Origin of the sequence: Kitasatospora sp. NPDC002551 (assembly GCF_040296005.1) — a bacterium.
Lineage (GTDB): Bacteria > Actinomycetota > Actinomycetes > Streptomycetales > Streptomycetaceae > Kitasatospora.
In genome coordinates this window covers 166,764-188,833 of sequence record NZ_JBEOWI010000005.1, presented here as the reverse complement: position 1 = coordinate 188,833, position 22,070 = coordinate 166,764, and the positions used below count along the sequence as shown (strand labels likewise).

Here is a 22,070-nt window from a genome sequence, read left to right as displayed (position 1 = left end):
CCGGGTGCCCGCGATGCGGTCACCCGGTCCACGGACGGGCCGGAACGTACGACAATGGGGCTGCCCCACCCGGGGCTGCCGGCTGCACACCCTCCTCGGCAGCAGGCTGCAATTCCGCGCGGGGGCGCCGACGGCGCCGCTCCCGCGTCGGCTCCTGCCCGGCCGGACGCAGGGGCCGTATGCTCGACATCCACGGCCGGTTTCGGATGTTCTGTCCGGATCGGCCGGTCCTTCACCCGGCGGACACCTCCGCGCCAACCCGGCGCGGGAGAGGCCCGCTACGGTGGCGGTCCGTCGTCCCAGCCTGTAGTCCGGCCGTTCCTCGGTTCTGCTCGGGAGTTGCAAAGCAATGCGTATTGGAGTGCTGACCAGCGGCGGTGACTGCCCCGGCCTGAACGCGGTGATCCGCTCCGTGGTCCACCGGGGGGTGGTCGACCACGGCGACGAGATCATCGGGTTCGAGGACGGCTGGCGCGGTTTCCTGGAGGGGCATCACCGGCCCCTGACCCTCGACTCGGTGAGCGGCATCCTCGCCCAGGGCGGCACGATCCTCGGTTCCTCCCGGGTCCAGCCCAGCCACCTGCGCGACGGCGTCGAGCGCGCCAAGCAGTACTGCGCGGACCTCGGCCTGGACGCGGTGATCCCGATCGGCGGCGAGGGCACCCTGAAGGCCGCCAAGCTGATGAGCGACGCGGGCCTGCCGATCGTCGGCGTGCCGAAGACCATCGACAACGACATCGCCTGCACCGACGTCACCTTCGGCTTCGACACCGCCGTGTCGGTCGCCACCGAGGCGCTCGACCGGCTGAAGACCACCGCCGAGTCGCACCAGCGCGTCATGGTCGTCGAGGTCATGGGCCGGCACACCGGCTGGATCGCGCTGAACGCGGGCATGGCGGCCGGCGCGCACGCGATCGTCGTCCCGGAGCGCCCGTTCCACATCGAGAAGCTCACCGAGGTCGTCCGGGAGCGCTTCGACCGGCAGAAGAAGTTCGCGATCGTGGTCTGCGCCGAGGGCGCCAAGCCCGAGCCCGGCACCATGCACTGGGAGGAGGGCACCAAGGACATCTACGGCCACGAGCGGTTCACCGGCATCGCCACCCAGCTCTCCCGCGAGCTGGAGCACCGGCTCGGCAAGGAGGCCCGCCCGGTGATCCTCGGCCACACCCAGCGCGGCGGCACCCCGACCGCCTACGACCGGGTGCTCGCCACCCGGTTCGGCTGGCACGCCGTGGAGGCCGTCCACAAGGGCGCCTTCGGGCAGATCACCGCGCTGCAGGGCACCAGCATCAACCTGGTGCCGCTGGCCGAGGCGGTCGCCGAGCTGAAGACCGTGCCGGCCGACCGCTACCAGGAGGCCGAGACGGTCATCTGACCGCCTTCCTCCCGCGGACCGGTGCCCCGGCCCCCCGAGCGCGCGAGTCTCGGGGGGCCGGGGCCGTTCTCGGCAGCCGCCCTGCCGGGGTCGGGACCGCCGGGATCGGGACCGCCGGGAGCCGGCCGCCGTCGGATCAGTAGCCGGTGTCGTAGGTGTAGGTGCCGCTGTGGTCGAGCAGGTCGGCCGGGGAGACGGTGTTCCACGGCTTCATCGGCTCGTTGAGGTCCACCACGTTCGGCGTGCCGGCCGCCGGCAGGTAGCTCTGACCGGGGTTGCGCTTCTGCCACTCGGACCAGAGCTTGTCCACGAAGCAGTGGTGCAGCCAGAACACCGGGTCGTTGGGCGACATCCCGGTGGCCATCTGGCCGCCCACCCAGACGTGCACCCGGTTGTGCAGGTTGACCCCGCGCCACCCCTCCAGGTTGTTGCGGAAGCCGGACGAGGAGCTGTTCCACGGCGCGGCGTCGTAGGTGGTGATGGCGAGCACCGACTCGGTGTCGGGGCGGCTGGGCAGCTCGGCCACCGCGCTGCCGAGCTGGCGGCGCAGGTAGGTGCGGCTGTCGGTGTTGACGTTGAGCCGCCAGTTGCCGGTGGAGTAGGCGAACGGGCCGGTGGTGACCTGGCCGTCGCTGGACCGCCCGTTGCCGCCCATGAAGTCGGCGGCCCACAGGGTCGAGCCCGCGGAGCGGTCGGCGGTCCAGTCCCAGTACGGGAGGGTGACGGCCGGGTCGATCGCCTGGAGCGCCCGCTCGAACTGCAGCAGGTACTGGCGGTGCCAGGGCAGGAAGGACGGCGAACGGTGGCCGGTGCGCTCGCCGTTGTCGACGTCGCTGAGGATAAACTGGTTGTGCGTGGTGACGAACGGGTCGTAGCCGCCGTTGGCCTTGAGCGCCAGGACCGCGGTGACGAAGGCGCGCTTCTCCTGGGCCGTCAGGGTCGCCTGGTTCTTGCGGACTCCCATGAGTCCCCCCCTCTGTGGTGGTTTCGGTGCCGGGTACCGGCCGGATCAGGCGGTCGCGACCGGGACGAGCGTGGCGCCCTGCAGGTCGTTGACGGCGGCCCGGGCGAGCGCGCGCGGCGTCGCGAAGGTCTGGTAGTGGTTCACGACGCTGATCCAGGTGCCGTCGGCGTTGCGCATCATGTGCAGCTCGTCGCCGTCGATCCGCACCTCGTACCCGGTGCCGGTGCCAGTTCCGGCGCCCGCACCGGTACCACCGTGCTGGTGGCTCCCCCCGTCGACCGGGCGGCCCTGGATCCGCCGGCCCTGGAAGACCTCGTCGAAGCTGTCGGAAGCGCCGGGATCGGCGGCGGTGGCCGCCCCTCCCGGACCGGCCACGCCGATCACGACCGTCCCGGAGGCGACGGCCAGGGCGGCCGCGGCCCCCTGGAGCATCCGCCGGCGGGTCAGTTCGGTGCCGTGGGTGTCCTCGGACATGCTGAATACCCCCTCGTGTGCCTTCGGCTGTTGTCGAGGCACTGTTCACAAACGATTGGTGCATCGTTAATCAAAGGCGATTCCTTGATCGAAACCGCTCTTTCGATGCTGGCAAGGCTTGTTGACCTAGGGAACAGCCGATCGGCGGGGGTGCGGAGGGTTGCGTCCACATTCGGTCATCTTTTGCTCTACCTTGACCGGTGCACCAGAGTGGACCACACCACCACCGGAAGGACCCGGGCCAGATGGAGATCCTCGCGTACGGCGTGCAGGCGGACGAACGGCCGCTGCTGGAGAAGGCCTTCGAGGGCCGGCACGAGCTGCGCTGCCTGTCCGTCTTCCTCAACCGCGACACCGCCCCGCTGGCCGCCGGCTACCCGGCCGTCAGCAGCAGCGTCAACGCCGAGCTGGACGCCGGGACGCTGACCGCGCTCGCCGAGGGCGGCACCGAGCTCATCGCCCAACGCTCAACCGGCTTCAACAACATCGACCTCGACGCCGCCGCCGAACTCGGCCTGACCGTCGCCCGGGTCTCCCACTACAGCCCCTACTCAGTGGCTGAACACGCCTGGGCCCTGGCCCTCGCCGTCAACCGCCGCCTCACCCGGGCGGCCAACCGCTCCCGCGAGTTCGACTTCCGCCTCGACGGCCTGCTCGGCCGCGACATCCACGGCATGACCGTCGGCGTCATCGGCACCGGCAAGATCGGCGAGTGCTTCACCCGCATCGCCGCCGGCTTCGGCACCGAGCTCCTCGGCTGGGACATCGCCCCCAACCCCGCCTGCGTCGACCTCGGCATGACCTACACCGAACTCCCCGAACTCCTCACCCGCGCCGACCTGGTGAGCCTGCACGTGCCCCTGCTGCCGTCCACCCACCACCTGATCGACGGCGCCGCCCTCGCCCGCATGAAGGACGACGCCATCCTCGTCAACTCCAGCCGCGGCGGCCTCGTCGACAGCCTCGCCCTCGTCGAAACCCTGCGCGCCGGCCGCCTCTCCGGCGTCGGCCTCGACGTCTACGAAGAGGAGACCGGCGTCTTCTTCACCGACCGCTCCATCCAGGGCATCACCGACGACACCCTCGCCCGCCTCGTCACCTTCCCCCAGGTCCTCGTCACCAGCCACCAGGCCTACTTCACCCACACCGCCGTCGGCCAGATCATCGACGCCACCGCCCGCAACATCGACGACTACGCCGCCGGCCGCACCAACGAGAACACCCTCGTCCCCAAGGGCTGACCCGGGCCGCTCACCGGGCCCCGTCCTGCGGCGGCTTCACCCCCGCCACCCCGTAGAGGATCCTCGTCGACCGGCCGCTGCGCATCCGGACACCGTCGCGGCGCCCCAGGGACCACGGGACGAGGTCCCGGACGACCGGCACGACGCCGAAGACCTCGACCGGCACGCCGTTGGCCGCGCACGCCTCGGCGAGCCGGCGGGGGTCGATGAACATCCGGTGGTCGTGCGAGCCCTTGGGGGCGGCCCAGGACACCGGCATGCCCTCGCCCACGGTGATGACCGAGAGCCGGGCCAGGAAGGTGTCGGCGATGGTGTCCATGACGAGGGTGCCGCCGGGCTTGAGCAGGCGGCAGCACTCGGCCACCACGTCGAAGGGGCGCTCCACGTGTTCGAGGCAGTACCCGGCCACCACGACGTCGGCGCAGCCGTCGGGCAGCGGGATGGCGTGGACGTCGTGGATCAGGACCTCGTCGACACCGTGCCGCCGGGCCACCTCCGCGCTCTTGGCGGACACGTCGATGCCGATGTGGCGGTAGCCCTTGTCCGCGATGTGCGGGTGCAGCAGGCCTCCGCCGCAGGCCACGTCGATCAGCACGGCGCCGGGCCGGCGGGCCGGCGGGATGTGCTCGGCCCGGGTGCGGGCGCACCAGTGGAGGATCGCGAGCGGGCCCCGGCGCTGCCACCACAGCGTCGACCAGGAGTCGTACTCGGCGGGCTCCGGCGCGCCGGGATCGCCGGTACTCACGACGCTCTGGGTGCCCACCGTGCCCACCGTGCTCACGGGGCCCCCGGGGGCGGCCCCGGCATGGCGTGCGTGCAGGGCGGTCGCCCGCAGCGCGAGCGCGTCGGCGCGCAGGTCGGCAGCGGGCCGGTCGCCGTCCACGCGACGGTGGCTCAGCAGGAAGGCGACGGCCGCGTCGAGGCGCGGCACGTCGAGGACCCCGGTGGTGTGTGCGGCGATGACGCACCGGGCCGTCTGCGCCACCGCGCTCGGGCCGCTCGGCCGTCCGGCGGTGCCCGGGGCGCGCGCGGTGTCCTCGCTCCATCCACCGTCCGGGTTCTGCTGCCGGTAGACCCACTCCATCGCGCCGTCCACGGCGAGGTGCCCGATCCGCATCCCCGCCGCTCCGAGCGCGGGCAGCACCTCGGTGGTCGCGCGCAGCCGGCCGTCGCGGCGGTCGTCCCAGTACCCCTCGACGGCCTGCCGGGCCAGCAGGAGGCGGATCGCGCGGGAGACGGCCGGATTCCGGCCGTGTCCCGCGGCGCACAGCGCCTCGACGACGTGGGCGGTGACGCCCGGCGCGGTGGACTCGCCGAGCCGGCCGGGGCGGTGGACACCGTGGTGCGACCAGCCGCCGTTCGCGGACTGCCGTTCGAGGAGCCGGCGGACACCTTCGGCGACGGCGGTGTCCGCCTTCCGCGCACGGGACGCTTCGACGGCGTGCAGGGCGGAGAGGACGAGTGCGGTGCCGTCCACGTCGGACACCGCCATGGGCGCGAGGGCGGGCAGGCCGGCCGCCGTGCCGTCCCGGTCGGGAAGCAGCCGGTCGAGCGCACGGTCCACCGCCGGGTCCGAACCGGCCAGTGCGCCCGCCGCGGCCAGGGACCGCAGGACGACGGCGGTGTCCACCGCGGCGGCGGGGAGGGCGAGGACGTCCGGCCGGGCCAGGGCGTCGAGTGCGGCACGGACGGCGGGGTGCGAGGTGCCGCCGCCCAGGGCCCACAGGGCCAGCGCGCAGAGGGCCGTGTGCGACCGGTCGCCGCCCCAGCTCCCGCCGCTCTCCTGCCCGTCGACAAGGAGGCGTTGCGCCTCGCGCAGCGCGTCGCGGCGCAGGGAGCGCGGAGCGGTCCGGCCGAGGGCGCGGACCGTGCCGAGCCCGGCGGTGGCCGCGGTGCGGCGCAGGCCGGTGCGCCCGTGCTTCCCGGTCCGCAACGGCGCGGTGTCGACGGGAAGTCGACGGACCGGGCGGACCGATCCCAGCACACCGACCGCGGCGGCGAGCGCGCGCGCCGGGGCGTCCGGACCGGGGCCGGCGCCGGCGGCCCAGGAAGGCAGCAGCAGTTCCGCGGGCAGCGGCCCGGTCCGGTTCCAGCCGACGGCCCCGGTGACCGCCAGCAGGAGGTGCGCGGGTTCGGGCCCGAGCGCCTCGATGCCGCCGTGCCGCCTGGTGAACCGCGCGGCGCGGTCGAGGACCGCGTGGTCCGCGGCGCGGCCGACGATCTGGAGGGCGAGGTGGGCGAGCACGGTGGTGGACAGGTCGGAGGGCCCGTCCGGATGCCAGGGGAAGCCCCCGTCATCGTTCTGCCGTGCGGTGATCCGCTCGTACCGCTCCGCCTCCCGGACCGGGTCGACGGCGTCGAGCAGCCGGTGGGCGAGGAGGTCGACGGCCTCCTCCCGGACGCCTCCCGCCGCGAGGCCGGCGCTCCCGTCGACCTCCTGGTCCAGCCGCTCGGCCAGGGCCGCGCGTGCGGCGCGGAGCGCCGCGTCCACCTCGGGCCCGGCCCCGTCCACGCGCGGGTCGGTGCGCCGCTCCGTCACCGGGCCTCGCTCCCCCCGGTTCACCATGCGACGGAGAGCTTCTCGGGGCCGCGGAAGAGCAGGCCGGTCTTCCAGTCCACGGAGTCCGGCGAGCCGGCGAGCCGGAGGTCGGGCAGCCGCGTCAGCAGCGCGCCCAGCGCGACCTGGAGTTCCATCCGCGCCAGGGACGCGCCCACGCAGTGGTGCGGGCCGTGGCCGAAGGCCAGGTGCTGGCGGCCGGTGGAGCGGGTGAGGTCGAGGAGGTCGGGTCCGTCGAAGATCCCGGGGTCCCGGTTGGCGGCATTGGTCGAGGTCAGCACCGGCGAGCCGGCGGGCACCGTGCCGCCGCCGAGTTCGACGTCGGTCGTGGCGTAGCGCGGGTAGGCGGCACAGACCGTCAGCGGGGTGAACCTGAGCAGCTCCTCGACGGCGTCGGGGAGCAGTTCCGGCCGGGCCTTGAGGAGCGCCAGCTGGTCGGGGTGGGTGAACAGCACGTAGGCGAAGTTGGCGATCTCGTTGGCGGTGGTCTCGTAACCGGCGATGAGCAGCAGCATGCACAGGAAGACGAGTTCGTCCTCGGACAGCCGGTCGTCCTGGTCGTGTGCCACGACCAGCTCGCTGATCAGGTCGTCGGCCGGATCGGAGCGCCGGGTCTGGATCAACCCGCCCATGTACGCCAGGAGTTCGCCCAGGCTCTCGAGCCGGGCCGGCGCGCTGTCGCCGCCGGCGAGCTGGTTGACCTCGGTGACCCACTGGTGGAACCGGTGGCGGTCCTGGTACGGGACGCCGAGGAGGTCGCAGATGACACCGATGGGGAAGGGAACGGCGAAGTCCCGGACGAGGTCGGCCGGCGGCCCGGCGGCGACCATCGCGTCAAGGAGCGAGTCGGCGAGCCGTTCGGTCGACGGGCGCATCCGCTCGGCGCGCTGCGCGGTGAACGAGCCCGCGATGAGGCGGCGGATGCGGGTGTGGTCGGGCGGATCCATCTCCATCAGGCCCATGGGCATCAGCTCGGGGGTGACCCTGGGCTGGTCGGTGCCCTCCGGCACGGACCGGCGGAAGCGCGGGTCGGTGAACACCGTCCTGACGTCCTCGTACCGGGTGACCAGCAGGCCCGGATCGCCGTAGGGCATCCGCACCGGGCACAGGGGTTCGTTCTTCCGGGCCTGCTGGTAGAGCGTGTGCAGGTCGAGCGCCTGGACCGGCGTGAACGGATACGGCCGTTCCCCGCCGGTTCCCTCCTTCTGCGCACGAACCCCGTCGCGGCTCTCCGTGCTCATGCCCCACCCCCATTGTCGGGAAGTCCGGCGTCCCGGTATCACCGGGACGATGACGGCGGACACTAACAGGCCGGTGCCCGGTTTCGCAGGGTCACCGGTGTCCCCACCGGACATCGGTGTCTCTGGACGGAGGGACACCGCACGACTTCAATCTTCCGGGGTCGCCCGGAAAGTCGGCCGGGCCCCGTCACCGCTCCGTGCCGCGCACCGCGCGCACTCGCCGTCGTCTCGCTCGGACCCGTTTTCCGGGAACCGTCCGCCAGGGGGGAAGAATCAAGAATGCCGGAGTCCCGGTCGGAAAGGTCCGCGCCCCTGCCCGCCGCACCGCTACCCGCCGATCCGCTGCCCGCCGAACCCCCGCCGGCCGTGCGCCCGCTCCCGCGGGTGCGGGCGTGGATGTCGGCGATGGGGCTGCAGATGACCGTGGTGGTGCTGCTGCAGGTGACGTTCGCGCTCTCCGTGGCCCGTCACCTCGGCACCCTCTCCCCCGGCCGGGCGCTGCTCACGCTGGGTCTGTTCGTGCCGGAGTCGATCTCCCGGCGCCTGCTCAACGACTACGACGACTTCAAGCACGGCGTGGACGTGCCGGAGAACGCCCGGCGGGGCAGTGCCCTGGCGCTGGGCCTGTCCATGCGGCGTGTGCGGGCGGTCGGCCTGGCCTGCCTCGCGGCCGGACTCCTGGCGCTGGGCTGGCTGCTGTACACGACGAATCCGTGGTCCCTGGTGGTGTTCCCGCTCTCCTTCGCCGTGCTGGTGTATTCCGGTGGGCCGATTCCGCTCGGGCACCGCGGGCTCGGCGAGATCATGGACTTCGTCATCGGCGGTTTCTACGTCGTGGCCGTCGTGATCTGGGTGAATGTCCACCGACTGCCCTTCGCGGCCGTGATGGCCGCGGCGGCCGCGGGATTCCTCTTCGCCGCGACGATGTTCCACAACGATCTGCGGGACCACGCCGAGGACATTCGGGCGGGAAAACGGACCCTCGCCCACGCACTGTCGCCGCGCGGCTCCAAGATCTGCTACGCGGTGTTCGTGCTCGCACCGTACCCGTGCGTCGCCCTGGCCGCGTACACGCTCGACTCCCCGCGCTTCACCGCGCCCCTGCTCACCCTCCCCTACGCGGTCTGGCTGGTGGCCAAGGTGACGCGGTCCCGCCTGGGAGGCACGATGCCGTCGTGGATGCACCTGCCACGGCTCCTGGCATCGGTCTTCGCCCTGCTCTCGCTGGCCGTATGGATATGACGAACCGTCACACAACGCCGACCGTGGTCGAGGTGGTCACCGAATGTCTGTCCTGTGCCCTCCCGTGGTGCACGTCCCCGAGCACGAGGTCACCCTCGAGGACACTCTCGAGACGGCACGCCGGCTGCACCCGCGGCATCCGCGCCTGAACACCGTCCTGCGCCTGATCGAGAACACCGGGGTGCGCACCCGCCGCGTCCTCCAGCCCCTGGAGCTCACCCTCGCCCACCCCGGTGTGGCCGCGCGCACCGAGCTGTACCGGGAGGCGGTGCGCACCCACCTGCCGGGGCTGGTCACGGAGGCGCTGGAGCAGGCGGACATGTCCCGCGACCAGATCCACGCGGTGGTCTTCGTCTCGTGCACGGGCTTCACCATGCCGTCGCCGATCGTCTGGATGATCAACGAGCTGGGGTTCTCCAGCGACGTCGACCAGATTCCGATCGCCCAGCTCGGCTGCGCCGCGGGCAGCGGAGCGATCAGCGCCGCCGCCCGCTACTGCCGGGCCCATCCGGACCGCAATGTCCTGATCGTCGCCTTCGAACTGTGCTCACTGTGCTACCAGCCGACGGACACCGACGTGGGCGCGCTCCTGTCGGCCGGACTCTTCGGCGACGGCTTCGCCGCGGCGGTGATGCGCGGCACGGCCCGCTCGGGCCTGCTGATCGAGCGGTCGGCCTCCGAGACCATCGCGGGGACCGCGGACTGGATCTCCTACGACATCCGGGACACCGGCTTCCACTTCCGTCTGGACAGCCGGGTCCGGCACACCATGCGCGCGGTCACTCCGGCGATCGGCAAGCTGGTGGAGGAGGCCGGCCGGAGCACCGGTGAGCTGGACTTCGTCCTGGCCCACGCGGGCGGTCCGCGCATCCTGGACGACCTCACCCGGTTCCTGGACCTCGATCCGGCCCTGCACCGGTTCAGCCGGGCGGCGCTCACGGAGCACGGCAACACCGCAAGCGTCCTGATCTTCGATTCGCTGGCGCGGTTCTGGGCGGAAGGAGCGGCCCGGCCGGGTGCGCGCGGCGTCATCGCCGGCTTCGGCCCCGGAGTCAGCGCCGACTTCTCCCTGGGGGTGGTCCTGTGAAAGGCACGCGAGGTTCCACCGGGTCCGCGCGCGCGACGGATGCGCCGCCGGTCGTCCTGATCACCGGCTGCTCCTCCGGCATCGGCCGGGCGGTCGCGCTGCGCGCCGTACGCGCCGGATTCACCACCGTGGCGACCGCCCGCAGGCCCGAGTCGCTGGCCGAGCTCGAGGCCGCCGGCTGCCTGGTGCGCGCGCTGGACGTCACGGACGACGAGGCCCGCCGCCGGGTGGTGGCGGAGCTCGACGAGCGGTACGGCGGGGTCGACGCGCTCGTCAACAACGCAGGCTACGGGGAACTGGGCCCCTTCGAGGAGGTCCCGCTGGACCGCTGGGACCGGCAGTTCCAGACCAATGTCCTCGGTCCGGTGGCGCTCGCCCAGCTCGTCCTGCCGGGGATGCGCGCCCGCGGGCACGGCCGCATCGTGAACGTCAGCTCCCTGGCCGGCAAGATCGTGCTGCCGGTGGGCGCCGCGTACCACGCGAGCAAGTTCGCGCTGGAGGCCGCGATGGAGGGGCTCTGGCTGGAGGCGCACCGGTTCGGCATCGAGGTGAGCCTGGTGCTGCCGGGTGCCGTGAACTCGAGCTGGGCGGCCAACGTCCCGGAGCAGAAGGAGTACGCCTCCGGCGTCTACGGCGACCTGGTGTCCGAGTTGACGCGGGAGATGACCAAGCGGCTGCCGCGCGGCTCCTCCGTCGAGTACGCGTCCTCGGTGGTGATGCGCGCGCTCACCGACCGCCGACCGCGCCTGCGCTATCCGGTGGGACTCGACGCCCGCCTCCTGCTGCCGGTCAGCCGGCTGGTGCCCGGGCGGCTGTGGTCGGCGTGGGTGCGCAGCCACTTCCCCTCGATGAAGCGCCCCGCGCGGCCGTCCGCGCATCCGCCGGTACCCGACGGGACCAGCCGGTGACCGCGGCGGCGCGCCCCGGGCGCGGGAGCCGGGCGCTGCGGGCCGCGTTCGCACGGTCCGGGGCTTTCGCGCGGCAGGCGGACCCGGGTTCCCGCGTGGCGGCGGCCGGGGTGCTGCTCTGCGCGGCCGGGCTGACCGCCGCGTTCCGGGGACCCCGGCGGGCGCACTGGCGCACGCTCGCGCTGACGCACGGTGCGCTGGGGCTGGCCGCGTCGGTCGTGGAACCGTCCGCCCGGCACCGGTCCGTGGGCCGGGACGACGTGGTGACGGCGCTGCGCATCGGTACGGGGATGGTCCTGGGCAGCGTGGTCCTCGACACGGCGGCGCGACGCGCCGTGCCCAGGATCGCGGCGGACGCGAAGGCCCTGCGCGCGCTGGCCGGCACGGCGGGCCCGCTGAGCATGTCCGCCCATGTGCTGCTGGTGCTCGCCCCCGCCGAGGAGCTCTTCTGGCGGGGCCTGGTGCAGGGCCGCCTCACCCGCCGGCTCGGCGCCGGCCGGGCCGCCGTCGCGACCACCGTGCTGTACACCCTGGCCCACCTGCCGACCGGCAACGCGGCGGTGACCGGCGCCGGCGCCGGCCTGGGCAGCACCCTGTCGCTGATGCGCGCCCGCGGCGCGAGCCTCGAACGCCTCGCGCTGGTCCACGCGTTCTGGGTGGTGCCGGCGATGCTGGGCGAGCGCGTCCGCTTCGCCGACGGCACCCCCCGGGGTCTGACCGCACCACGGCGCGCCGACGGCCGCGGCACCGCCGACGAGAAGGGTCCCGCCATGACGACGGCGCCGAGCGCCCGACGGGCCGGCCGGGCCGTGACCCCGTGGGGGCGGTTCGCGCAGCTCGTGAACAACGCCGTGCACATCGCCCTGTACGAGCGGACCGGGGGGCGGCTGGGCGGGCGGATGCTGGGCAACCAGGTCGGCGTCCTGACCACGGTGCGGCCCCGCGACGGCCGGCCGTACTCGGTCCCCCTGTTCACCTTCCGGGACGGCGCCGATGTCCTCGTCGTCGCGTCGTACCGCGGATCGTCCGAAGACCCCCGGTGGTTCCGCCACCTGCTGGCCGATCCGGACGCGGAGCTGCGCATCGGCGGCCGGGTGCGGGCGGTGCGGGCGCGGGTGCTGGACGGGGAGGAGCGGGCCGCCGCGTGGCGGCGCGTCGCGCGCGGCTTCAAGGGCTACGCGGACTACCAGCGCCGCACGACGCGGGAGATCCCCGTGGTCCGGCTGTCCCCGCGAGCGGAGCGCGGCTGAGGTGCCCGCCCCGCCGGGGCCCTCCCCCCTCGCGGTCCACGCGGGCCAGGCGCTGTACACCCGGTCCTTCCTGCGGATGTACGACACCCTCGTCTACCGCGTCAACTCCCCGCTCACCTGGCGCTGTCCGAAGGAGCGTCTCGTCGCGCTCTACGACCGGCACGTCTCGGGCCGTCACCTGGACGTCGGCGTCGCCTCCGGGGCGCTGCTCGACACGTGCCGCTTCCCCGTCGCGGCGCCGGACCTGACGCTGATGGACCTCAACCCCGACTCCCTGGCCGCCGCGTCCCACCGCCTGCGCCACTACCGTCCGCGGCTCCTGCGGGCCGACGCGCTGCGGCCGTGGGCGCTGCCGCCCGAGGCCGTGGACTCCGTCGGCATGTGCCACCTGCTGCACTGCCTGCCGGGGACGCTCGCGGACAAGGCCGTGCTCTTCGAACACGCCAGGAAGGTGCTGAAGCCGGGCGGCACGCTGTTCGGTGCGACCATCCCCGGCGCGGGCGTGCGGCACAACCGGTCGGCGCGGCTCCAGCTGGCGGTGGCCAACCGGCTCGGGATCATGTGCAACCGACGGGACCGGCCGGAGGACCTCGAAGCGGCCCTCGCCGCCGTCTTCACCGATGGCGAGGTGAAAGTCGTGGGGTCGGTGGCCCTCTTCTGGGCCCGGGCGGGGTGACGGACCCCGGCCCCACCCGCACCGGCGAAACACGGGCCGGCATCCGCCGGGGCGGGAGAATCCGCAGCCCCGCCCGCCCGTTGACCCCGTGGAATACCACCGGCATGATTGTCGAGACATCGTCAAAAAGGATCGCGGCGCAATCGTTTTCGCACGAGAGCTGATACGGGCACGCTCGTTCCCGAGTGGCCCGAAATGGACCACCGTGAGGGGGAGACTCCGTGTTCGGTCCGCATCGGACGAACGTGGCACGCGAAATCCAGACACCGAAGGACGACAGACGGCCCACCGACCGGCGCCCCGCGCCGCAGCGCCTCAGGAATCCGGGCACCAGAACCCCCGCGCCCCCCGGCGGACTCCCCGGCTCCGGTCATCCCCCGGATCCCAGCGCGGCGTACGAGGCCGTCCGGATCCTCTCCGGCAAATGGGTCTTCGCCGTACTGGTCCAGCTCGCCCGGGGGCCGCACTACCACAACGAACTGGCGCGTTCGACGGGCATGCCCGAGAACAAGCCCCTGGACCGCGTCCTGGACCGTCTCCTGCACATGCGCCTGGTCGACCGCACGGTCCACAACCTCGCCGGATCCGCGCCCCGGGTGCGCTATCAGCTCACACCGCGCGGCCATTCCGTGCTGCCGATCATCGACGAACTGGCGGGGTGGTGGCAGGCCACCGAACTGCCCGAACACTGAAGTCGGAGTTCCGCTCTCGGCCCTGTCCGATCCAGCGACCCGGGAAAAGTGATGACCGTCAATCGGAAGACAACGACCGCGCCCCCGGTTCCCGCGCCCACCTCGAGCGAGCGAACCGCGGTGGAACGCGGCTGGGAATTCCTGTCCGCCCGGACCGATACCCTCCCCCCGGCCTCCCTGGCCTTCGAGATGGACATCAGCGCGCCGGTCGCCGCCGACGAGGTGGTCCGCCGTGCCCGTACCGAGCTGGGAATCGATCTCGACTTCGAACCGCGCGACGAAGGCTTTTCGGCGATGCTCGCGCTCGACAACCTGCCCCACCCGCCACCGGAACGCGCCCAGGCCCTGCTCCCCGCCCTGATCCGCCGGGTCGAGGCGTGCCACTGGCGCGGCCGGTACCGCTTCTTCCCGACGGTGCGGGAGTTCGCCGCCGACACGGACTGCACCGCGCTCGCCGCGGCCGGGCTGCACCGCCACCACGCCCTGCGGCCGTCCCGGCTGGCCGCGAGCGCGCGCGAACTGCTCGCGGCCGGCGCCCCGGAGTCCTCGGCGCGGGACGGCCTGCTGCCGGGTGCCGCCATGGTGTATTGGGAGGACGGCGCGGAGCCGCTGGCGCGGCCGAGGGGCCGCAAGCACGACGCGGTCGTGAGTGCCAACGTCCTGCGCACCCTGCACCTCGCGGAACAGCACGACAGCCACGAGGGCCGGCGGACCGTCGACGCCACCCTCCGCCATGTCGAGGACCACCTCCGGTCCGGGCGCTACCTCGGGGGAACCCGCTACTACCCCTCGCCGGCCGCCTTCCTCCACGCCGTCGCACGCCTGTGCGGCGTGTGCCACGACTGCGCGACCAGGCTCGGGCCACTGCTGCGGAACGCCTGCGCCGCCCTCCCCGCACCGACGAACGCCCTGGACCTGGCGCTGTTCATCATCTGCGCGGAGACCTGCGCCGCCCCGGGGGACCGCCACGGGCACCGGGCGGAGCTCGCCGGCCGGCAGCGGCCGGACGGGGCCTGGCCCGCGCACGCCTACTTCCGCACCGGCCGCGTCCCCATCTACTTCGGCTCCGCCCATCTGACCACGGTGTTCGCCCTGCGCGCCCTCGGCTCCGACTCCTCCAAGCCGCCGGAACCGCACCGCACCCACGCACCGGGCCGTGCCGGGGCACCGCGCCCCGACCCCTGGGGAGCGCGCTGAGACCCGTCCGCACCCCCGTCGCGCGGGAACGGCCGGAATCCGGCGCGACGGGGGCCGGGGAACCGGCCGGGGTAAGGGCCGCCTAGGCTGTACGTCGAAGCAAAACGGGCGAACCGGACCCATCCAGGGGCCGCGAGGACGGAAAGCAGGACCCGCCGATGGGCGACGGAATGTCAGGCATGCACCACCACGGCGGGATGACCGAACTCGGCCCCTTCTCGCTCTCCAACGTGCTCACCTGGTCTCCCGACTGGGTGTTCCTGATCGGCAGCCTGGCCGCGCTCGCGCTGTACCTCACCGGCGTGGTGCGGCTGCGGCGGCGCGGCGACAGCTGGCCGATCGGGCGCACGGTGGCCTGGGTGCTGGGCATCGGCACGGTGATCCTGGTCACCTGCACCGGCCTGAACGACTACGGCATGGTGCTGTTCAGCGCGCACATGATGCAGCACATGGTGCTCTCCATGCTGTCGCCGATCCTGCTGCTGCTCGGCGGGCCGATCACCCTGGCGCTGCGCGCCCTGCGGCCGGCCGGGAAGGGCCGACCGCGCGGGCCGCGCGAGCTGCTGGTGGCGCTGCTGCACTCGACCTACATCAAGGTGGTCTCGCACCCGGCGTTCACCATCCCGCTGTTCATCGCGAGCCTGTACGGCGTCTACTTCACCCCGCTGTTCGACTTCCTCATGCAGTACCGGCTCGGGCACATCTTCATGATGGTCCACTTCCTGGCGACCGGTCTGGTGTTCTTCTGGCCGATCATGGGCGTGGACCCGGGCCCGCACCGGCCCGGCCATGTGATGCGGATCATCGAGCTGTTCATGGGCATGCCCTTCCACGCGTTCTTCGGCGTCGCGGTGATGATGGCCAACCACCAGCTGGTGAACACCTTCACCACCGAGATGGCACCGCCCGGCACCGACCTGCTGGCCGACCAGAAGCTCGCGGGCGGCATCACCTGGGCGTTCGGCGAGATCCCGACCGCGATCGTGCTGATCGCGCTGGTCTACCAGTGGATGGGCTCGGAGCAGCGGCTCTCGCGCCGCCGGGACCGCGCCGAGGACCGCAGCGGTGACGCCGAGCTGGCGGCGTACAACGCCTACCTGGCCTCGCTGGACCAGCGCAGCCGGCGCCCGGCCGCCGACGCCGGCTGACCCCCGCCACAGCCCGACGCCGGAGCCCCCGTCCGATCCCGGACGGGGGCTCCGGCGTTTCCGGGCACCGCGTTCAGGCGCCGCCGCCCGGGGCCTGCCGGGCCAGGCCGGCGACCAGGATGTCCAGGCCGAACTCGAAGCGCTCGTCGCCGACGTTGCGGGTGAGCGCGGCGGCCATCGAGGTCATCATCGGGTAGCGCTCGGCGGGGATGGTCGCGAAGTAGTCGCGGATCCGCTCGCCGAAGGCCTCGGTGTCGTCGCCGCCCCGGGTGGAGGCCTCGAAGGCGGTCGCGGTGGTGTAGAGGCCGAGCAGGTCGACGCCGTACGCGGCGGTCTGCTCGTCCAGGCCGCCGGCCCGCAGCATGGCGAGCATGGCCTCGGCGATGTCCATCGCGTGCGGGGTGACCGGGACGTTGGCGACCACCGCGGCCCTGGCCAGGTCACGGTGCGAGAGCAGCGCGTCGCGAGAGGTCCGCAGCAGCCGCTTGACCTGCTCCTGCCACCGCGCCGGGTCGGCCGGAGGGCGAGGGGCACTGAGGGCGTGTCGGCCACGCCCTCGGTGCCCCTCGTACGGCCGGGAGGCCCCGGAGGTCCGGTACCGGACCTCCGGGGCCTCCCGGGTTCACCTCGTGCGCCGTCAGGCGAGGGCCGTCAGGCGAGGTTGGAGAGCGCCTCGTTGAGGGTCTTCGACGGGCGCATCACGGCCGCGGCCTTGGCCGGGTCCGGCTGGTAGTAGCCGCCCAGGTCGACCGGCGAGCCCTGCACCGCGATGAGCTCCTCGACGATGGTCTGCTCCTGCTCGCCGAGCGCCTTGGCCAGGCCCTCGAAGGCCTGGGCGAGCGCGGCGTCCTCGGTCTGGCCGGCCAGCTCCTGGGCCCAGTACATGGCCAGGTAGAAGTGGCTGCCGCGGTTGTCGATGCCACCGAGGCGGCGGCTCGGCGACTTGTCCTCGTTGAGGAAGGTGCCGGTGGCGCGGTCCAGCGTGTCGGCCAGCACCTGGGCGCGGGCGTTGCCGGTGGTCCGGGCCAGGTGCTCGAAGCTGGCGGCCAGCGCGAAGAACTCGCCCAGGCTGTCCCAGCGCAGGTAGTTCTCCTTGACCAGCTGCTGGACGTGCTTCGGGGCGGAGCCGCCGGCGCCGGTCTCGAACAGGCCGCCGCCGTTGATCAGCGGGACGACCGACAGCATCTTGGCGCTGGTGCCCAGCTCCAGGATCGGGAACAGGTCGGTCAGGTAGTCGCGCAGCACGTTGCCGGTGACCGAGATGGTGTCCTCGCCGCGGCGGATGCGCTCCAGCGAGAACGCGGTGGCCTCGACCGGGGCCAGGATCTCGATCTGCAGGCCGGCGGTGTCGTGGTCCGCCAGGTAGGTCTTGACCTTCTCGATCAGCACCGCGTCGTGGGCGCGGGTCTCGTCCAGCCAGAAGACGGCCGGGTTGCCGGTGACCCGGGCGCGGGTGACGGCCAGCTTCACCCAGTCGCGGATCGGCAGGTCCTTGGTCTGGCAGGAGCGGAAGATGTCGCCCGGCTGGACGGACTGCTCCAGGACGACCTCGCCGGTGGCGGCGTCGACCAGGCGGACGGTGCCGGCGGCCGCGATCTCGAAGGTCTTGTCGTGGCTGCCGTACTCCTCGGCGGCCTGGGCCATCAGGCCGACGTTCGGGACCGAGCCGATGGTGGCCGGGTCCAGGGCGCCGTTGGCGCGGCAGTCGTCGATGACGGCCTGGTAGACGCCCGCGTAGCTGCTGTCCGGCAGCACGGCGAGGGTGTCGGCCTCCTGGCCGTCCGGGCCCCACATGTGGCCGGAGGTGCGGATCATGGCCGGCATCGAGGCGTCGACGATGACGTCGCTCGGCACGTGCAGGTTGGTGATGCCCTTGTCGGAGTCGACCATGGCCAGGGCCGGGCCCTCGGCCAGCTCGGCCTCGAAGGAGGCCTTGATCTCCGCGCCCAGGTGCGGGACGTTCTCCAGCCCGGCCAGGATGCCGCCGAGGCCGTTGTTCGGGTTCAGGCCGGCCGCGACCAGCACCTCGCCGTACTTGGCGAAGGTCTGCGGGAAGAAGGCGCGGACCACGTGGCCGAAGATGATCGGGTCGGAGACCTTCATCATGGTGGCCTTCAGGTGCACCGAGAACAGCACGCCCTCGGCCTTGGCCTTGGCGACCTGCGCGGCCAGGAACTCGTTCAGCGCGGCGGCGCGCATGACCGAGGCGTCCACGACCTCGCCGGCCAGCACCGGCACCGACTCGCGCAGCACGGTGGTGGCGCCGTCCTCGGCGACCAGCTCGATGCGCAGCGCGCCGTCCGCGGCGATCACGGCGGACTTCTCGGTGGAGCGGAAGTCGTTCTCGCCCATGGTGGCGACGTTGGTCTTGGAGTCGGCCGACCAGGCGCCCATGCGGTGCGGGTGGGTCTTGGCGTAGTTCTTGACCGACGCGGGGGCGCGGCGGTCCGAGTTGCCCTCGCGCAGGACCGGGTTGACGGCGCTGCCCTTGACCTTGTCGTAGCGGGCGCGGACGTCCTTGTCCTCGTCGGTCTGCGGGTCGTCCGGGTAGTCCGGCAGCGCGTAGCCCTGCGCCTGCAGCTCGGCGACGGCGGCCTTGAGCTGCGGGATGGAGGCCGAGATGTTCGGCAGCTTGATGATGTTGGCGCCCGGGGTCTTGGCGAGGGCGCCCAGCTCGGCGAGGGCGTCGCCGATCCGCTGGTCCTCGGTCAGACGCTCCGGGAAGCTCGCGATGATTCGCCCGGCGAGGGAGATGTCGCGAGTCTCCACCTTCACGCCAGCCGTCGAGGCGTACGCCTGGACCACCGGCAGGAACGAGTACGTTGCCAGGGCCGGCGCCTCGTCGGTGTGCGTATAGATGATGGTCGAGTCAGTCATCGGTACTCCGCTTCACGTCTCCAACGTCTTGACGTCAAGATATCTCGTGACCGCCCCTCCGCTCCACCTCCCCCCGGATCCGGATCAGCTCCACGGTCGTCCCGGCGCGGCCGAGGGGCAAGCGGAGCGGGTCAGGCGGCCCCGCCGCGGGCGGCGCGGGACGCGCCGAGGCGGGCGTCGAACCCGGCCTCGTCGGCGAGGAACCACAGCTGCCGGCCCCGGTTGCTCTCCCGGACGAAGTCCCGCAGCGCCCCGCTCGCCCCGGTGTGGCGGGAGATGTCGCCGACGACGGCAAGGCCGACCCGGTACTGGGCGAACTTCTGGGTGATCTCCCCGGCGATCCTGGTGCTCAGCGTGAAGAACTCCTCGCCGAACCGGGCCGCGGGCACGACCAGCCACTCGGCGGCGGCGCCGAAGGCCTCGCCGAGCAGGTCCGCCCCGGCGCCCGCGTCGCGGACCACCGGACCCTCGGCGGGCAGCCGCAGCACGACGGGACCGGCGGGGTCGGCCGGGCCGGCGGCGGTGTCCGGCGTGACGGGGGCGGGCGCGGCGGCGGGCGTGCGGGGCGGCTCAGTCATGGCGGTTCTCCGTCGTCAACGTGTGGACCAGCAGCAGCAGTTCGGCGGTGTCGGCCGGCGAGCCGAGGATGATCACCTTGAGGGTCGAGCGCTCCTCGTGGTGGAGGGTCTCGATGCGCAGCGGCACCCCGCCCTCGCGCGGGCCGGCGACCATCGCGACCAGGGTGTTGGACAGCCGGGCGGCCTCGCGGACGCCGATCGCGTCGATCTGGACCACCGTCGAGGCCTCGGCGTGCAGCGGCCCCCGGGGCGCGGGCTCCGCGGGCTCGCCGGCGCAGGCCGGGGCCCCGGTGAAGTCCTCGAAGTCGCGGCGGGCGATCCGGTACTGCTTGCCGATCCTGACCGCGCGCAGCCGGCCGTCGCGGACGTAGCCGCGGACCGTCCGCACGTGCAGGCCGAGCAGTTCGGCAACCTGCTCGACCGAGAAGTACTCCGGGTACTGCTCCGGCACCGGCGCCTCCCTGGGACTGTCGTTTGATGACGCAAACTACCATGCGACAGGGACGGATAGGGAAGGATGAGGAAGGCCGTCCGATGAGCGGTACACCCGACCGTCAGGACTTCGTCAACGCGGTGCACCATTCGGTCAACGCTGCGTCAGGACTGTTCACCGTGCGCCCGCACCGGCCCTAGCGTCGAAGCATCAGCGCGGGAGCGTCACGAACGGTTCCGCGCGGTCGAGCAGTTCCGGCAGGCCCACACTCCACCACTCGGGAGCACCCGCATGGCCCGCGTCGTCGTCTGGCACGTCCCGGTCACCGTCACCGGACGCACCACCTCCCTCCGCCTCTTCCGCCTGCGCGACGGCCGCCGCTGCGCCGTCGGCTTCAGCTCCGCGGGCGCGCTCGCCGAGCTGCTCGGCCCGGAGCAGGCCACCGTCGAACTCGGCGAACCGGCGCTGCGCGCGCTCACCGCGCCGCTCGGCATCGACGAACTGGTCCTGGACCCCCGCCTGGTCGCTTCGCCGGTGAGCGGCCCGGCCACCGGCGGGGCCGTCCGCCCGGCCTCCGGGCACCCCGCCTCCCGCTCCGGCGCACGGCTCCAGCGCCGGTGAGCGCACTCCACCTGGTCCCCGGCGCGCCGCAGCCCGAGCCGGCCCGCCCGCTGCAGGCCCTCGCCCGGGTGAGCTTCGGCCCGGTCCCGCTCGACTTCGACCGGCTGGCCGCCGAGATCCCCGCCGTGCAGAGCGGCCTGGCCCTGGCCGGCGACGCCGACCTCGAACTGCGGCTCGCCTGCACCGGCCCGGAGGAGTTACGCGCCGTCTCCGCCGCCCTGCTCCGCGCCGGCGCCGCCCACGTCCACGTCGACCTCGTCCTGCGGGCCCTGCTCCCCGCCCGGCCGACCCTGCGCCCGGTGCCCTGACACCGCCCCGGGGTTCCCGCGCCCGCCCGCCGCCCGGACAGCGGGCGGGCGGGCGCGGGGCACCTCCGGCTACCGCCGCCGGGTGAGTGCGGCGATGGCGGCGAGCAGCAGGGCGGAGCCGGCCGGCAGGGCCGGGGTGAGCGGTTCGCCGAAGCAGGCCACGCCGAGGACGGCGGCGGTGGCCGGTTCGAGCAGGACCAGCACCGCCGCGGTGGCCCCCGGCACGGTGGCCAGACCGGCGAAGTACCAGCGGTAGGCGAGCAGCGTGGGCACCGTCCCCAGGAACAGCAGGGCGCCCGCCGTCGGCAGCGGCGCCCCGGTGGACGGCAGCACGCCGCCCTCCACCGCGAGGGCGAGCGGCAGCAGGCAGAGCAGGCCGGTGGCGAAGGCCCCGGCCGAGGCCCGGGCCGTGCCGCCGGCGCGGGCCCACAGGGTGAGCCCGCTCTGCCCGGCGCCGGCCAGCACGGCGAGCGCCACCCCGAGGACGGGCCTCGGTCCGCCGGCGGGGCCGGCCACCAGCAGCGCCAGCCCGCCCACGGCGAGCAGGTTGGCGGCCACCGCCCGGCCGGTGAGCCGTTCGCCGAGCAGCAGGTGGGCGCCGAGGCTGGTGAGCACCGGCCCGGCGCCGATGGTCACCAGGGTGCCGAGGCCGAGCCCGGCGCAGCGCACCGCGCCGAAGTAGGCGCACTGGCTGACCGCCAGCCCGAGCCCGGTGAGCACGGCGGAGCGCCGCGGCCCGGCGGCGGCGCGGGCGGGCAGCAGGACGAGGCAGCCGGCGGCGACGGCGAACCGCCAGGCGCAGACGGCGACCGGGCCGAGCCCGGCGGCGCCCATCAGCAGGGCGGCCACGGCCCCGCCGGCGCCCCAGGCGACGGCGGCGGCCGAGATGGACAGAAGGCCGTGCCGCAACGGCACGGCGGCATGAGTGGTCATGCGTTCGTTCTCCACGACGAGTGCCGGGCACGGCCCGGCCGGATGAGGTCCACCGGCGGCGCGGGCGGCGCTCATCGGCCCGGGAACGGCGGAGCCGCCGGGCTGCGGTGCGCGTGGAGGGGCCGCCCGCTAGCGGACGGGCGGCGGCAGGATCCGGGAACGCATGGGCGTCACCATACAGCGGGTGTGCCGCGGCCGCGTTTCCCTACGGACGGAGCCATTTCCACAACCCCCCGGATCGCACTCCTTAGCACGGACACGAACCGAA

Annotated in this window: 20 protein-coding genes and 1 pseudogene; 12 read left to right on the top strand and 9 right to left on the bottom strand. The window is 73.4% G+C overall.

Annotated features, from left to right (window positions below):
• Positions 1 to 349 precede the first annotated feature (349 nt).
• Complete coding sequence (locus ABT093_RS07630) at positions 350 to 1,375, top strand: 6-phosphofructokinase (RefSeq protein ID WP_350561490.1); 1,026 nt, start codon at positions 350 to 352, stop codon at positions 1,373 to 1,375.
• A 136-nt stretch (positions 1,376 to 1,511) separates the two neighbouring features.
• Here ABT093_RS07630 and melC2 read toward each other — a convergent pair whose 3' ends face one another.
• Together melC2 and melC1 are read right to left on the bottom strand one after the other, a co-directional pair.
• Positions 1,512 to 2,339, bottom strand: coding sequence for a tyrosinase MelC2 (melC2, locus tag ABT093_RS07625; RefSeq protein ID WP_350561488.1), 828 nt, complete (start codon positions 2,337 to 2,339; stop codon positions 1,512 to 1,514).
• Between the two features lie 45 nt (positions 2,340 to 2,384).
• Complete coding sequence (gene melC1, locus ABT093_RS07620; protein ID WP_350561486.1) at positions 2,385 to 2,813, bottom strand: apotyrosinase chaperone MelC1; 429 nt, start codon at positions 2,811 to 2,813, stop codon at positions 2,385 to 2,387.
• A 245-nt stretch (positions 2,814 to 3,058) separates the two neighbouring features.
• Between melC1 and ABT093_RS07615 the strand changes: the two genes are divergently transcribed.
• Complete coding sequence (locus ABT093_RS07615; RefSeq protein ID WP_350561484.1) at positions 3,059 to 4,054, top strand: 2-hydroxyacid dehydrogenase; 996 nt, start codon at positions 3,059 to 3,061, stop codon at positions 4,052 to 4,054.
• Positions 4,055 to 4,064: 10 nt separating this feature from the next.
• Here the strand turns inward: ABT093_RS07615 and ABT093_RS07610 are convergent, their stop codons facing one another.
• Both ABT093_RS07610 and ABT093_RS07605 read right to left on the bottom strand, forming a co-directional pair.
• Complete coding sequence (locus ABT093_RS07610; RefSeq protein ID WP_350561482.1) at positions 4,065 to 6,593, bottom strand: methyltransferase domain-containing protein; 2,529 nt, start codon at positions 6,591 to 6,593, stop codon at positions 4,065 to 4,067.
• 20 nt (positions 6,594 to 6,613) lie between these two features.
• Positions 6,614 to 7,852, bottom strand: a complete 1,239-nt coding sequence (locus ABT093_RS07605) for a cytochrome P450 (protein WP_350561480.1) — start codon at positions 7,850 to 7,852, stop codon at positions 6,614 to 6,616.
• A 405-nt stretch (positions 7,853 to 8,257) separates the two neighbouring features.
• Between ABT093_RS07605 and ABT093_RS07600 the strand changes: the two genes are divergently transcribed.
• The 8 genes from ABT093_RS07600 to ABT093_RS07565 all read left to right on the top strand — a co-directional run bounded on the left by ABT093_RS07600 (position 8,258) and on the right by ABT093_RS07565 (position 16,052).
• Positions 8,258 to 9,094: a prenyltransferase gene (locus ABT093_RS07600; RefSeq protein WP_350561478.1), complete on the top strand. Its 837-nt coding sequence runs from the start codon at positions 8,258 to 8,260 to the stop codon at positions 9,092 to 9,094.
• 43 nt (positions 9,095 to 9,137) lie between these two features.
• Positions 9,138 to 10,181 (top strand): type III polyketide synthase, encoded by a 1,044-nt coding sequence (locus ABT093_RS07595; protein ID WP_350561476.1) that lies wholly within the window; start codon positions 9,138 to 9,140, stop codon positions 10,179 to 10,181.
• Entirely contained in the window at positions 10,178 to 11,089 is a 912-nt protein-coding gene (locus ABT093_RS07590; RefSeq protein WP_350561474.1) for an SDR family oxidoreductase, read from the top strand. The genes ABT093_RS07595 and ABT093_RS07590 overlap by 4 nt, the downstream gene beginning before the upstream one ends.
• A 95-nt stretch (positions 11,090 to 11,184) precedes the next feature.
• A complete protein-coding gene (locus tag ABT093_RS07585) occupies positions 11,185 to 12,339 on the top strand; it encodes a nitroreductase/quinone reductase family protein (protein ID WP_350561472.1) in 1,155 nt (384 codons plus the stop codon).
• Between the two features lies 1 nt (position 12,340).
• The gene (locus ABT093_RS07580; protein ID WP_350561470.1) at positions 12,341 to 13,015 is read left to right on the top strand and encodes a class I SAM-dependent methyltransferase; all 675 of its coding nucleotides are present in this window, start codon (positions 12,341 to 12,343) and stop codon (positions 13,013 to 13,015) included.
• Between the two features lie 245 nt (positions 13,016 to 13,260).
• Positions 13,261 to 13,707 carry a winged helix-turn-helix transcriptional regulator gene (locus ABT093_RS07575; protein WP_350561468.1) on the top strand — a complete coding sequence of 149 codons (447 nt, stop codon included), beginning with the start codon at positions 13,261 to 13,263 and terminating at the stop codon, positions 13,705 to 13,707.
• Positions 13,708 to 13,827: 120 nt separating this feature from the next.
• Positions 13,828 to 14,904 (top strand): hypothetical protein, encoded by a 1,077-nt coding sequence (locus tag ABT093_RS07570; RefSeq protein ID WP_350561466.1) that lies wholly within the window; start codon positions 13,828 to 13,830, stop codon positions 14,902 to 14,904.
• Positions 14,905 to 15,083: 179 nt separating this feature from the next.
• On the top strand, positions 15,084 to 16,052 hold the full coding sequence (locus tag ABT093_RS07565) for a cytochrome c oxidase assembly protein (RefSeq protein ID WP_350561572.1): 969 nt from the start codon (positions 15,084 to 15,086) through the stop codon (positions 16,050 to 16,052).
• A gap of 73 nt (positions 16,053 to 16,125) precedes the next feature.
• Here ABT093_RS07565 and ABT093_RS07560 read toward each other — a convergent pair.
• The 4 genes and pseudogenes from ABT093_RS07560 to ABT093_RS07545 form a co-directional block, all read right to left on the bottom strand.
• Positions 16,126 to 16,560 (bottom strand): annotated as a pseudogene (locus ABT093_RS07560) (TetR/AcrR family transcriptional regulator C-terminal domain-containing protein); the annotation flags it as partial.
• A 143-nt stretch (positions 16,561 to 16,703) separates the two neighbouring features.
• Positions 16,704 to 18,929, bottom strand: a complete 2,226-nt coding sequence (locus ABT093_RS07555) for an NADP-dependent isocitrate dehydrogenase (protein ID WP_350561464.1) — start codon at positions 18,927 to 18,929, stop codon at positions 16,704 to 16,706.
• 131 nt (positions 18,930 to 19,060) lie between these two features.
• A complete protein-coding gene (locus tag ABT093_RS07550; protein ID WP_350561462.1) occupies positions 19,061 to 19,507 on the bottom strand; it encodes a DUF4180 domain-containing protein in 447 nt (148 codons plus the stop codon).
• Complete coding sequence (locus ABT093_RS07545; protein WP_350561460.1) at positions 19,500 to 19,958, bottom strand: helix-turn-helix domain-containing protein; 459 nt, start codon at positions 19,956 to 19,958, stop codon at positions 19,500 to 19,502. Before ABT093_RS07545 ends, ABT093_RS07550 begins: the two co-directional genes overlap by 8 nt.
• A gap of 273 nt (positions 19,959 to 20,231) precedes the next feature.
• On the opposite strand from ABT093_RS07545, the gene ABT093_RS07540 reads away from it, so the two are divergent.
• Both ABT093_RS07540 and ABT093_RS07535 read left to right on the top strand, forming a co-directional pair.
• Positions 20,232 to 20,561, top strand: coding sequence for an SAV_915 family protein (locus ABT093_RS07540; protein ID WP_350561458.1), 330 nt, complete (start codon positions 20,232 to 20,234; stop codon positions 20,559 to 20,561).
• Complete coding sequence (locus ABT093_RS07535; RefSeq protein ID WP_350561456.1) at positions 20,558 to 20,869, top strand: hypothetical protein; 312 nt, start codon at positions 20,558 to 20,560, stop codon at positions 20,867 to 20,869. Before ABT093_RS07540 ends, ABT093_RS07535 begins: the two co-directional genes overlap by 4 nt.
• A gap of 69 nt (positions 20,870 to 20,938) precedes the next feature.
• On the opposite strand, the gene ABT093_RS07530 is transcribed toward ABT093_RS07535, so the two are convergent.
• On the bottom strand, positions 20,939 to 21,802 hold the full coding sequence (locus tag ABT093_RS07530; protein ID WP_350561454.1) for an EamA family transporter: 864 nt from the start codon (positions 21,800 to 21,802) through the stop codon (positions 20,939 to 20,941).
• Positions 21,803 to 22,070: the final 268 nt, after the last annotated feature.

Coding starts and splice junctions, on each gene's coding strand:
- ABT093_RS07630 (WP_350561490.1), top strand. CDS start 350: ATGCGTATTGGAGTGCTGACCAGCGGCGGTGACTGCCCCGGCCTGAAC.
- melC2 (WP_350561488.1), bottom strand. CDS start 2,339: ATGGGAGTCCGCAAGAACCAGGCGACCCTGACGGCCCAGGAGAAGCGC.
- melC1 (WP_350561486.1), bottom strand. CDS start 2,813: ATGTCCGAGGACACCCACGGCACCGAACTGACCCGCCGGCGGATGCTC.
- ABT093_RS07615 (WP_350561484.1), top strand. CDS start 3,059: ATGGAGATCCTCGCGTACGGCGTGCAGGCGGACGAACGGCCGCTGCTG.
- ABT093_RS07605 (WP_350561480.1), bottom strand. CDS start 7,852: ATGAGCACGGAGAGCCGCGACGGGGTTCGTGCGCAGAAGGAGGGAACC.
- ABT093_RS07600 (WP_350561478.1), top strand. CDS start 8,258: ATGGGGCTGCAGATGACCGTGGTGGTGCTGCTGCAGGTGACGTTCGCG.
- ABT093_RS07595 (WP_350561476.1), top strand. CDS start 9,138: ATGTCTGTCCTGTGCCCTCCCGTGGTGCACGTCCCCGAGCACGAGGTC.
- ABT093_RS07565 (WP_350561572.1), top strand. CDS start 15,084: ATGCACCACCACGGCGGGATGACCGAACTCGGCCCCTTCTCGCTCTCC.
- ABT093_RS07555 (WP_350561464.1), bottom strand. CDS start 18,929: ATGACTGACTCGACCATCATCTATACGCACACCGACGAGGCGCCGGCC.
- ABT093_RS07550 (WP_350561462.1), bottom strand. CDS start 19,507: ATGACTGAGCCGCCCCGCACGCCCGCCGCCGCGCCCGCCCCCGTCACG.
- ABT093_RS07540 (WP_350561458.1), top strand. CDS start 20,232: ATGGCCCGCGTCGTCGTCTGGCACGTCCCGGTCACCGTCACCGGACGC.
- ABT093_RS07530 (WP_350561454.1), bottom strand. CDS start 21,802: ATGACCACTCATGCCGCCGTGCCGTTGCGGCACGGCCTTCTGTCCATC.